Raw genomic sequence first — 11,584 nt, forward strand, 5'->3', positions numbered from 1 at the left:
GACGGGAACCCCGGTGGATTCATCCACCGGGGTTTTTCCGTTTGCGCGCTCGACGCGCGCGGGGGGGTGGATTCATCCACCGGGGTTTTTCCGTTTGCGCGCTCGACGCGCGCGGGGGGCGGATTCATCCATCGGGGTTTTCCCGTTTGAGCGCCGCCGGACGTCAATCGAGACCGAGGGCCTTGCGGTCTTCCGCCGCAAAAACATATGGCAGCGCGAAATAGCCCGCGATGACCGCATCGCGCTGGCCGTCCCGCGACAAGACATAATCGATCATGTTTCGCGCCGCCGCGCCGCGCGCCTCGATGCCGACGATGCGCGCCAGCGGCCAGAACCCACGATGCGCATTGGCCTCGCTGGGTGCCATGCAGTCGCCGCCATCGGAAAGCCTGAGCGCGCGCACGGCATCGCTGCGGTAGCCGGCCGGCGCGAAGGAAACCGCCCCCGGCGCGGTGCCGATCTCGCGCAGCAGAATCGAGGCGCGTGCGACGACTTTCGCATCGGGTGCGACCGCACCGCCCTTCAACCCGGCCTCGACAAAGAAGTCGCGCTCGCTGCCCGCCGGACGATCGAGGACGACGACCGGACGGGCCGCCCAATCACCGTCAAGGCCCGCACTGCCCCAGGTCGCGCCGCCGGCAAAAAGCACGGCCAGATCTTCAAGCGGCAGGCAGACAAGCGGATTGTCCTTGTGAACAAAGACGGCGAGCGCCTCGATGGCGGCGCGTGCGGTCACCGTGTCGGACGGCGGTGCATCGAGCGGCCCGATCCGCACCGCCGGGTGACGGGCACCGAACCCCTCGCGCCAGAGCAGCATCAGCCGCGCATTGGCGGGCCTGGCCGCGACCTCAATCGCGCCAGCGAGCGCCGGCGCTGCCACATAGGGTGCGTAGCGTTCGTCGACCGCGCAAGCGTCGCCCGCAGCGACGAGTGAAATCAGGCCGACAAGGGTTGTGAGATGTTTCATTGCCGATCCGGCTGTCCTTGCATCCCGACCAGCCATGCCGGAAGTTTGCGACGATCGCGTGACACAACTTCGTCAGACATGCCCCGGCGTCACGGCCCCATCGTCAGCACCGCAGCGCCGGTCAGGCGGCCGTCGCGCAGGCGCGCCAGCGCCTCATTGGCCTGTTCGAGCGGCAGGGTTTCGACCGTGGTCACCACCGGCACACGCGGCGCGAGTGCGAGGAATTCCTCGCCATCGGCGCGGGTCAGATTGGCGACCGAATGGATCGACCTTTCGCGCCAGAGGATGTCATAGGGAAAGGACGGGATGTCCGACATGTGGATGCCGGCACAGACCAGACGGCCGCCCGGCGCCAGCGCGCGCAAGGCCGCCGGCACCAGCGCGCCAACCGGCGCATAGATGATCGCGGCATCGAGCGCCGCGGGCGGCGTCTCGTCGGAGCCGCCGGTCCATTCGGCTCCCATCACGCGCGCGAAATCCATTGCCGCCCGGTCGCCCGGCTTGACGAAGGCAAAGAGCCGCCAGCCCTGGTGACGCGCCAGTTGCGCGACGATATGGGCGGCGGCGCCGAAGCCGTAGAGACCGAGCGCACCGGCCGCATCCGGCCGCTGCGGATCATGCGCCATTTTCAGCGAGCGATAGCCGATCAACCCGGCACAGAGCAGCGGCGCCGCTTCGGCCGCGCCGTAGTCTTGCGAAAGGGGAAAGACGAAACGCGCATCGGCGACCATGTATTCGGCATAACCGCCGTCGCGTGTGTAGCCGGTAAAGCGCGCTTGCTCGCAGAGATTCTCGCGGCCGCTCCGGCAATAGGTGCATTGACCGCAGGTCCAGCCGAGCCACGGCACCCCGACACGATCGCCCAGGCGGAAGCCCGTCACGCCATCGCCCAGAGCGGCAATGCGCCCGACCGCCTCATGCCCCGGCACCAGCGGCAGCGTCGGATCGGGCAGTTCGCCATCGACGACGTGAAGATCGGTGCGGCAGACGCCGCAGGCCTCGAGACGGATCAGCACTTCGCCGGAAGCGGCGCGCGGCAGCGGGCGTTCGACGCGACGCAGCGGCCGGCCCGGCGCCTCCAGCAACATGGCGCGCATGGTGGCGGGCAAGGCGGGTGCGGACATGGCGGGGCTCCTCTCGTCCCGGCCATGCTCGCATGGATCGCTGCGCCGTTCGAGCGCGAAGCGGCGTCACTTCAGCCCGTGGTTGCGCGCCCTTTCGAGGTCTTCCTTCAACGATGCGGCGCCGAGGAAGAAATGCACGGCTGCCCAGGGCCAGACGACCATGACGGTCAGCAGGGCGTAGCGCAGCGATTCCTGGCCGAAGGTGGGCGCGTAGAGGTCGCTGATCAGACCGACCACCTGGGGCCCGAGGCCCATACCGATCAGGTTGAGGATCAGGAAAAGTACCGCGGAGGCGACCGCACGCATGCGCAGCACGACGAGGCCTTGCGTCATGGCGAGGCTCGGGCCGATATAGGCCGCACCCGCAAAGGCCGGCACAAGAAAGAAGAACATCGCCCAGTATTTGTCGGGCGACAGATAGAGACCGATCGAAAGCGGGAAGCAGGCCAGCATCACGATCGCGACCACCCACATGTTCCAGCGCACGTCGCGCTTGGCGAACCGATCTGCCGCCCAGGCCGTCGCATAGGTGCCGGCGCCGCCGACAAAGCCGATGATCAGCGCCAGCCAGGTGCCGATCTCGCCGGGGGTCATCTGGTAGGAGCGCATCAGGAAGGCCGGTATCCAGGTGACGCCGGCATAGCCGCCAAAGGCGGCCAGCGCGCAGGCAATCGATATGTGCCGGAAGGAACGCTGCGACCAGAGCAGGCGGAAGACCTCGCCGACCTTCGGCGCGTCGCCGGCGGCCTGCGCCGTGGTGCCGTCGGCATGGCCGCGCTGCGGTTCCTTCAGCGTGAAACGGATCAGCAGCGCGATCAAAAGGCCCGGCGCGCCGACGACGAGGAAAGCCGCGCGCCAGCCATACCACTGAGTGACCCAGCCGCCGACCAGGAAGCCGATCAGGATGCCGATATTGATGCCGAGCGAGTAGATGCCCATCGCCGAAGCGCGTTTCTCCGGCGGGAACATGTCGGAGATCATCGAATGCGAGGGCGGGCTCGACCCCGCCTCGCCAATGCCGACGCCGATGCGCGCCAGTGCCAGCTGCGCAAAGCTCGTCACGAAACCGCAGACGACCGTCATGGTGGAAAAGATGGCGATGGCGGCCGCGACGATGTTGCGGCGGTTGGTGCGGTCGGCGAGCATGGCGATCGGAACGCCAAGCGTCGCGTAGAAGATCGCGAAGGTGATGCCGGAGAGAAAGCCGAGCTGCGTGTCGCTGACGCCGAGATCCTGCTTGATCGGCTCGAGCAGGATCGCGAGGATCTGGCGATCGACGTAATTCGCCGTATAGCCGAGCATCAGGATGAAAAGCGCGTAGTTGCGATAGGCCGGCGTGAAGCCCTGCGACGGCGCATCGGCTGCCGCGGCGCCCGAAACGGCGCCTGCGCGATCTGTCATTGTCGTCCTCCCGAATTCCCTCTTGCGGCGACACTAGCAGCGGCCCGGGCGAACTCAAGCGCTCCGATCGGGTGCCGCATGGGCAACGCCCGGCCAGAGACGGCGATGTCCGATTTTGGCGAGCGGCGGCGGCCCGTCCGTCCTAGACTTGCGGACATGAAACAGACCGCCGCCCTTGCCGCGCCCGCGCTCGATCCCGCGCGTTGCTACCGCGCCATCCTTGCCAAGGATGCGCGCTTCGACGGCCGCTTCTTCGTCTGTGTCCGCTCCACGGGCATCTATTGCCGGCCGGTCTGCCCGGCGCGGGTGCCGAAACGGGAACATTGTCTTTTCGTGCCGAGCGCGGCCGCAGCCAAAGCGGCAGGGTTTCGTTCCTGCCTGCGCTGCCGGCCGGAAACGGCGCCCGGCACGCCAGCCTGGGCGGGCACGGCCGCCAGCGTTTCGCGTGCCCTGCGCCTCATCGATGAAGGGGCGCTCGACGAAGGCAAGCTCGACCAACTCGCCGCCCGCCTCGGCATGGGCGAGCGGCAGCTCAGGCGGCTCTTCCTTGCGCATGTCGGCGCCGGACCGCAGGCCGTCGCGGCCAACCGGCGCCTTCTGACCGCCAAGCAGTTGATCGGCGAAACGCGGCTGCCGCTGGCGCAAGTCGCGCATGCGGCCGGCTATCGCAGCCTGCGGCGCTTCAACGATGCGATCGTCAAAGCCTATGGCGTCGCGCCTGGCGACATCCGGCGCGCGTCGGAGGCAGCCATCGGCGCCGAAATCCGCATGCGGCTTGGCTACCGTCCGCCCTTCGACTGGGAGCGGCTCATCGCCTATCTCGCGGGACGGGCCATGCCCGGGGTCGAAAGCGTGACGGCACGGCGCTATGCACGCAGCTTTGCGCTGGACGGGGTGAGCGGCGTTCTCTCCGTTGCGCCGGCCAAGAAAGGCCACGCGCTTGAAGCCCGCATTGCACTTGCCGACGTGCAGAAAGGGTCGGCGCTGCCGATGCGGCGCATCGCGGCGCGGCTCCGGCGATTGTTCGATCTCGATGCCGATCCGACAGCGATCGCTGCCGCCTTCCGCGGCGACCCGCTGATCGGTCCGCGCCTTGCCCGCGCGCCGGGCCTGCGCGTGCCGGGCGCCTTCGACGGCTTCGAACTCGCGGTCCGCGCCGTGCTCGGCCAGCAGATTTCGGTGAAAGGCGCGACGACCATTTCCGGGCGTATCGTGGCGAGGTTCGGCACGCCCATCGACGGCGCCGAAGAAGGCATCACGCATCTCTTTCCGACGCCAGCACAACTTGCCGGTGCCGATCTTTCGGGTCTGGGGCTCACCGGCGGGCGCATCGCAACGCTGAAGGGTCTTGCCGGTGCCGTTGCTTCCGGCGCGCTCGATTTCGGCCCGCGCGAAACGCTCGAGGCCAAGATTGCCGAACTGACGGCGCTGCCGGGGATCGGCGACTGGACCGCGCATTACGTCGCCTTGCGCGCGCTGGGCGAGCCCGATGCCTTTCCGGCTTCCGATCTCGGCCTGCGCAAGGCAGCGGGGAGCGGCGCAGTCGTTTCGACGCGCGACCTCGAAACCCTGTCGCAGGACTGGCGGCCCTGGCGCGGCTATGCGGCGCTGGCGCTGTGGACATCATAAAGGTGAAGCCGATGAAACTCCCCGACGACGACACGCTTGCCACGGCGACGCTCGACACGCCGATCGGCCGCTTGCGGATCGCCGCCATCGCGAGCGGCCTTGCGATGGTGCTGTTTCCGAACCAGAAGGATGTTGCGTTCGCGAAGCGCGAAGGCAGCGCGCCCGCGCGCATCCATCGCGACAAGGCGCTGAAGGCACTCGATCTCTATTTCGAAGGGCGCAAACGGGATTTCGGCGGGCTGAAACTGGCCGCCGCCGGCACGGCGTTCCAGAAGAGCGTCTGGCAGACGCTTGCCGCCATTCCCTTCGGCGAGACGCGCTCCTATGCCGAAATCGCGCGTGCCATCGGCAGTCCGAAGGCCATGCGCGCGGTCGGGCTTGCCAATGGCCGCAACCCGATCCCGATCATCGTGCCGTGCCACCGCGTGATCGGCGCCGACGGTTCGCTGACCGGCTTCGGCGGCGGGTTGCCGACCAAGAAATGGCTGCTCGAATTCGAGGGCATCATGGGCCCGCGCCTGCTCTGAGCGGTTCCCTTGCCGGCGACAAGGCACTAGGCTTGCCGGATCGTTCCGCGTCACAAGGGAGCAACCGATGCCCGGTGGACCTTTCGGAAGCATATTCGGCCTGCTGCTGCTGGTGGCGGTGATCTATGCGATCGTCCGCATCGCGCAGAGCGGCGCCGAGCCGGTGTGGAAGGCCGTCTGGATCGCCGGTGTGATCGTGGTTCCGATCGTCGGGCTGATCCTCTGGGCGCTTTTCGGCCCGAAATAGGCCAGATACGGACAATTCCAGCCCGCTGCGGCCTTCATTCCGCCTTGCTTGAGCCGGATAATCAAAACCGGCTCGAAACGAGACAAAGAGGATTCACCGCATGCTACTCAATCTTGTCATCACACTGATCGTCGTGGGCGTGCTGTTGTGGCTCGTCAACAACTACATACCGATGGATTCGAAGATCAAGCAGATCCTCAACGTCGTCGTCGTGATCGTCGTCGTCGTCTGGCTGCTGCAGCTCTTCGGCGTACTCGGTGCCATCGGCATCCGCTGACGGCGACCGTTCCAGACGACAACAAGGAAAGAGCCCGCGTCCTGAGCGCGGGCTCTTTTCATTCCGGCGCCGGCGCGCGCCGCCGGAGCTTCAGAAGAGATCGCCGAGCGCGCGCGTCTGGCCGCGCGGCAGAATGCGCACGGCCACACCACCCGAGAAGCGCGCAATGGCCGCTGCCGTTTCCTCGACCGGCACAGGGCCGGGCGCCGCTTCGCTGACGACAATGGCGCGGGGCAGCAGATTTTCGGCCCGCATCACGGCCAGCGCGGTCAGCGTGTGGCTGATCGTGCCGAGATAGGCGCCGACGACGAGGAGCGGCGCCAGGCCGATCCGCGCATCGAGCGCCTTCATCCAGTCAAGCACGGTATGGTTGTCGTCGAGCGGCACCATCAGCCCGCCGACGCCTTCGATCACCAGCGGGTCGTGTTTCGCCGCCGCGTCCACACATTCGTCGACCAGCGCCTCGAAATCGATCGCAAGTCCTTCGCGTTTCGCCGCCATGTCCGGCGAAAGCGCCGCCTTGAAGCGCCAACGCGAGACGCGCGCCGCATTTTCAAACAGAACCTCTTCGCCCATCGCAGCCAGCAGCATCGCCGGATCGCTCTCGGGAAATGTCGTCTCGTCGAAACCGCTGACCAGCGGCTTGATCGCGCGCACCTTCAACTCGCGCGTCAGCATGGCCGAGACCCAGGTCTTGCCGATTTCGGTGCCCGAGGAGGTGACGAAGATCGCGGTCATGTCATTCAGCCGCCCGGCGCGGCATGATCCGCTCACGGACAATATCGACAAGACGGGCGACATCCTCGTCCCTGTGTTCGGCCGTGAAGGTGAAGCGCAGCCGCGCCGTGCCGGCCGGCACGGTGGGCGGGCGGATGGCGGTGACCAGAAAGCCCTCGGCCTCCAGAAGCGCCGAAGCGGCCAGCGTCTGCCCGGCATCGCCCAGGATCAGCGGCACGATGGGACTTTCGGGCGCGGCCAGTCCCAATGCACGGGCGAAGCCTTGCGCCTTCTCGACCGGGCGGCGACAGTAAGCCGGATGGGCGCGGATGAAATCGAGCGCGGCGATGGCGGCGGCCACCGTGCCGGGCGGCAGACCGGTCGAATAGATCAGCGTGCGGGCGCGGGTGCGGATCAGATCGCAGACGGCGCGGCTCGCACAGAGATAGCCGCCATAGGCGCCGATGGCTTTCGACAGCGTGCCCATCTGCAGCGGCACGGCCGATTTTTCCTCTTCCATGAAACTCGAACCGCGGCCGTCGCGGCCGACCACGCCGATGCCATGGGCATCGTCGGTCATCAGCCAGGCGTCATGCCGCTGTGCCAGCGCCGCCAGCGCGGTGACCGGCGCGGCATCGCCATCCATGCTGAAAATGCCGTCGGTCAGGATCAGGCAATGGCGCGCGGCGGCGCGGCGGGCGGCGAGCAAGGTTTCGAGATGGGCGAGATCGTTGTGGCGGAAGATGGAAAATTCGGCGCCCGAAAGCTTGGCGCCCGACATCAGACAGGCATGGGAAAGCTCGTCGGCCAGAATCAGGTCGCCTGCGCCCGCCAGCGCCGGCACGATGCCGAGATTGGCCATGTAGCCCGAGCCGAAGACGACGCAGTCCTCCGTCAGCTTCCAGTCGGCGAGGCGGCGTTCGAGTTCGGCGAAAAGCGGATGATTGCCCGAAACGAGGCGCGAGGCGCCCGCGCCCACGCCATATTTCTCCGTCGCCGCCATGGCCGCCTGCTTGATGTCTCGATGCTGCGAGAGATTGAGATAGTCGTTGCAGCAGAAGGAAATCAGGTCGCGGCCGCTGCGCGTCGCGCGCACCCCTTCGCGGCGGTCGGTCTCGACCAGGCGGCGGCGCAGCGCTTCCTTCTCCAGCGCTGCCAGTTTCGCCGTTACGAAATCATCGAGTGAATTGCGCTTGCCGCTCATGCCGTCATCCCGATCACCGGCTTGCCGATGCTTTTGCGTTCCAGCAGATTCTGCAGCACTTCGCCCGCCTTTTCGAGCGGGAAGACGGCGGCGGGTTCGGGATGCAGCCTGCCCTCCCCGATCCATGCGGCGAGCTTCTCCATCAGCGGCAGATTGGCGGCCGGATTGGCGCGGATTTCGCCGCCCCAGTCGACGCCGACCAGCGCGGCACGTTTCAGCAGCGCCAGATTGAGCGGCAGCCTGGGAATCTCGCCGGCCGCGAAGCCGACCACCAGATGCCGGCCGCCCGGCGCCAGCGAACGGAAGGCCGGTTCCGAGAAGGCGCCGCCGACCGGATCGTAGACCAGATCGAGGCCCGGTTTGCCGACAAGCGCCTCCAGCGCCTTGCGCCAGTCGGCTTGCGTGTAATCGAGCGCCATGTCGGCACCATGGGAAAGGGCGGCTGCCAGCTTTTCCGGCGTCGAGGCGGCCGCGACGATGCGCGCGCCCATGGCCCTGGCAACGTCGATCGCCGCCATGCCGACGCCGCCCGCCGCGCCCAGCACCAGCAGCGTTTCGCCGGCACGCAAATGCCCGCAAGTCTCGAGCCCGTAAAGCGCCGTGCAATAGGAGACGATGAAGCCGGCCGCAGCTTCGGCGCTCATGCCTTCGGGCACCGGGCTCAGCATGGCGGCCGGCAGCGCCAGCTTCTCGGCCAGCGCGCCGCGGTTCGACAGCGCCATGACGCGGCGGCCGACAAGATTGTCGGCAACGCCCTCGCCCACCGCAATGACCCGGCCCGCCACCTCGCTGCCCGGCACGAAGGGCAAGGGAAGTTTGACCTGATAGGTGCCGCGCACGAACAGCGCATCGACATAGCCGAGGCCGGCCGCCTCGACGGCAAGCAGGGCCTCGCCGGGCCCGGGCACGGGATCGGGCAATTCCGCGACGGCGAGGTCGCGCGGTTCGCCATAGTTGACGCAACGGATGACGCGCATAAACGGGTAACTTTCCTGCGGATGCGGATTTTCGGAGGCGACCCTAGCCTGCCTTGCAATGCGGGGAAAGCCGCCTATGCTGCCTCGCAATCATCCGACTGGCAGCAGAAAGTCAGGCCTCATGACGATCCAGACCCGCATCGGCGAAACGCCAGCGCAGGGCGGCACCCTGCCCGCACGCACCAATCCGGACCAGCTGCGTCACGACTGGACGCGCGACGAGTTGCAGGCGCTTTTCGACCTGCCCTTCAACGATCTCCTGTTCGAGGCGCAGCTCGTCCATCGCCGCTGGTTCAAGGCCAATCAGGTGCAGATGTCGACGCTCTTGTCGATCAAGACCGGCGGCTGTCCGGAAGATTGCGGCTATTGCGCGCAAAGCGCCAAGTTCGAAACCGGCCTCAAGGCCTCCAAGCTGATGGAAGTCGAGAAGGTGCTGGCCGAGGCGCGCAAGGCCAAGGAAGCGGGTGCGACACGCTATTGCATGGGCGCCGCATGGCGCGAGCCCAAGGACCGCGACATGGACATGGTCTGCGCCATGGTCGAGGGCATCAAGGAAATGGGCATGGAAACCTGCATGACGCTGGGCATGCTGTCCGGCCAGCAGGTGCATCGTCTCGCGCAGTCGGGTCTCGACTACTACAATCACAATGTCGACACGTCGGAAGAATATTATCCGAATGTCATCAGCACACGGACCTATCAGGACCGTCTCGATACGCTGGAACGCGTGCGCAATGCCGGCATCAATGTCTGCTCGGGCGGAATCGTCGGCATGGGCGAGAGCGCGGACGACCGCATCGGCATGCTGATGACGCTGGCGACCCTGCCGGAACATCCGCAAAGCGTGCCGATCAACATGCTGATGCCGATGGAAGGCACGCCGCTCGGCCGCAGCGAGAAGGTCGACCCGATCGATTTCGTGCGCATGATCGCGGTGGCGCGCATCGCCATGCCGCAGTCGGTGGTGCGGCTTGCGGCGGGGCGCGAACTCATGTCGGAAGAGATGCAGGCGCTCTGCTTCCTGGCGGGTGCCAATTCGATCTTCGTCGGCGACAAGCTGCTGACCGCAAAGAACCCGGAAGAAGACAAGGATCAGCGCCTGTTCGCCAAGCTCGGCATCGAGCCGATGCCGGCGCATAGCTGCCCGTCGGAGAAGTGACGGGCGCGCCCTTGTCCGTCCCGCCCGCCAACCCGCTCGTCAACGATCCCCCCGCATGGCTCTCGGAGGGCGCGCCGCATTTGTGGCTGCCCTATACGCAGATGCAGACCACGCCGATGGCGCTGCCGGTCGTCCGCACGGATGGGGTGCGGCTGACGCTGGCCGACGGGCGCGAACTGATCGACGGCACCTCGTCCTGGTGGACGGCCGCGCATGGCTACAATCATCCCCATATCCGCGCGGCGGTGACGGCGCAGCTCGAAAAGATGCCGCATGTGATGCTGGGCGGGCTTGCGCATGAACCGGCCTGCCGCCTCGCCACGCGGTTATCGGCGCTGCTGCCCGGCGATCTCGGCCATGTGTTCTTTTCCGAATCCGGTTCGGTTTCGGTCGAGATCGCGATGAAGATCGCCGTGCAATACTGGATCAACAACGGCACACGCGGCCGGACGCGCTTCGTTGCCTTCAAGGGCGGCTATCACGGCGACACGCTGGCCACCATGTCGGTCTGCGACCCGGATGAGGGCATGCACACGCTGTTCAAGGGTGCGATCGCCGAACAGCTGATCGCCGAACTGCCGACCGACGCCGAAAAGACCGCGGCGCTCGACGCCTTTCTCGCCGCCCATGCGCATCAGGTGGCCGCCGTCGTCACCGAACCGCTGGTACAGGGCGCCGGCGGCATGCGTTTTCACGACGCTGAAACGCTGCGGCGGCTGCGCGCGCTTTGCGACAAGCACGGAATGCTGCTGATCCTCGACGAGATCTTCACCGGCTTTGCGCGCACCGGCAGCATGTTCGCCTGTGCGGCGGCCGGCATTGTGCCCGACATCGTGACGCTGTCGAAGGCGCTGACCGGCGGCACCATGGCGCTGGCGGCCACGGTTGCGCGCGCACCGGTCTTCGAGGCGTTTCTCGGCGCCGATGGCGGCCGCGCGCTGATGCACGGGCCGACCTATACCGGCAATGCACTGGCCTGTGCGGCCGCCAATGCCTCGCTCGATCTTTTCGAAAGCGAGCCGCGTCTCGCACAGGTCGCGGCCATTGCCGATCAGCTCACCCGCGAGCTGGCGCCCGCCCGCGCCATCGCCGGCGTCCGCGATGTGCGCGTAATGGGCGCCATCGGCGTCATCGAACTCGAGCGGATGGGCGACCTCAACGCCATCAAGCAGCGCTTCATCGAGGAGGGCGTCTTCATCCGCCCCTTCGGCAATATCGTCTACATCACGCCGCCGCTGGTCATTGGCAGCGAGGATCTCGCCCGGTTGACAGGCGCGATGCTCAAGATCACGGCAGAAATCGCCGCCTCCTGACCGCAGGCTGTGGCGGCAGAACCACATTTTATAGCGTGAACT

General features: G+C 66.9%; 12 protein-coding genes. 6 read left to right on the plus strand and 6 right to left on the minus strand.

Translation table 11 applies throughout. From position 1 onward, the window contains the following. Positions 1–163: 163 nt before the first annotated feature. The 3 genes from AAC071_RS12055 to AAC071_RS12065 form a co-directional block, all read right to left on the minus strand. Complete coding sequence (locus AAC071_RS12055) at positions 164–967, minus strand: hypothetical protein (protein ID WP_339832855.1); 804 nt, start codon at positions 965–967, stop codon at positions 164–166. Between the two features lie 89 nt (positions 968–1,056). After that, positions 1,057–2,064, minus strand: coding sequence for a zinc-dependent alcohol dehydrogenase family protein (locus AAC071_RS12060; RefSeq protein ID WP_339832915.1), 1,008 nt, complete (start codon positions 2,062–2,064; stop codon positions 1,057–1,059). A 93-nt stretch (positions 2,065–2,157) separates the two neighbouring features. Next, a complete protein-coding gene (locus AAC071_RS12065; RefSeq protein ID WP_339832856.1) occupies positions 2,158–3,492 on the minus strand; it encodes an MFS transporter in 1,335 nt (444 codons plus the stop codon). 156 nt (positions 3,493–3,648) lie between these two features. On the opposite strand from AAC071_RS12065, the gene AAC071_RS12070 reads away from it, so the two are divergent. From AAC071_RS12070 to AAC071_RS12085, 4 genes are all read left to right on the plus strand, one after another. After that, a complete protein-coding gene (locus AAC071_RS12070; RefSeq protein WP_339832857.1) occupies positions 3,649–5,121 on the plus strand; it encodes an AlkA N-terminal domain-containing protein in 1,473 nt (490 codons plus the stop codon). An 11-nt stretch (positions 5,122–5,132) separates the two neighbouring features. After that, positions 5,133–5,648 carry a methylated-DNA--[protein]-cysteine S-methyltransferase gene (locus AAC071_RS12075; protein ID WP_339832859.1) on the plus strand — a complete coding sequence of 172 codons (516 nt, stop codon included), beginning with the start codon at positions 5,133–5,135 and terminating at the stop codon, positions 5,646–5,648. A 67-nt stretch (positions 5,649–5,715) separates the two neighbouring features. Continuing rightward, a complete protein-coding gene (locus AAC071_RS12080; protein WP_339832861.1) occupies positions 5,716–5,895 on the plus strand; it encodes a PLD nuclease N-terminal domain-containing protein in 180 nt (59 codons plus the stop codon). A gap of 100 nt (positions 5,896–5,995) precedes the next feature. Then, on the plus strand, positions 5,996–6,172 hold the full coding sequence (locus AAC071_RS12085; protein ID WP_339832863.1) for a Thivi_2564 family membrane protein: 177 nt from the start codon (positions 5,996–5,998) through the stop codon (positions 6,170–6,172). 90 nt (positions 6,173–6,262) lie between these two features. On the opposite strand, the gene bioD is transcribed toward AAC071_RS12085, so the two are convergent. Genes bioD through AAC071_RS12100 form a run of 3 tightly spaced genes read right to left on the minus strand, consistent with a single transcriptional unit; the run spans position 6,263 to position 9,070 of the window. Beyond that, on the minus strand, positions 6,263–6,910 hold the full coding sequence (gene bioD / locus AAC071_RS12090; RefSeq protein ID WP_339832865.1) for a dethiobiotin synthase: 648 nt from the start codon (positions 6,908–6,910) through the stop codon (positions 6,263–6,265). Position 6,911: 1 nt separating this feature from the next. Beyond that, a complete protein-coding gene (gene bioF, locus AAC071_RS12095; RefSeq protein WP_339832867.1) occupies positions 6,912–8,093 on the minus strand; it encodes an 8-amino-7-oxononanoate synthase in 1,182 nt (393 codons plus the stop codon). Then, positions 8,090–9,070 carry an NADPH:quinone oxidoreductase family protein gene (locus tag AAC071_RS12100; RefSeq protein ID WP_339832869.1) on the minus strand — a complete coding sequence of 327 codons (981 nt, stop codon included), beginning with the start codon at positions 9,068–9,070 and terminating at the stop codon, positions 8,090–8,092. The genes bioF and AAC071_RS12100 overlap by 4 nt, the downstream gene beginning before the upstream one ends. Positions 9,071–9,191: 121 nt before the next feature. Here AAC071_RS12100 and bioB point away from each other — a divergent pair, with 121 nt between their 5' ends. Then, positions 9,192–10,229, plus strand: a complete 1,038-nt coding sequence (gene bioB / locus AAC071_RS12105; RefSeq protein WP_339832870.1) for a biotin synthase BioB — start codon at positions 9,192–9,194, stop codon at positions 10,227–10,229. Positions 10,230–10,240: 11 nt separating this feature from the next. After that, positions 10,241–11,542, plus strand: a complete 1,302-nt coding sequence (locus AAC071_RS12110) for an adenosylmethionine--8-amino-7-oxononanoate transaminase (protein ID WP_339832871.1) — start codon at positions 10,241–10,243, stop codon at positions 11,540–11,542. Positions 11,543–11,584 lie beyond the last annotated feature (42 nt).

Origin of the sequence: uncultured Parvibaculum sp. (assembly GCF_963975745.1) — a bacterium.
Classification (GTDB): Bacteria; Pseudomonadota; Alphaproteobacteria; order Parvibaculales; family Parvibaculaceae; genus Parvibaculum.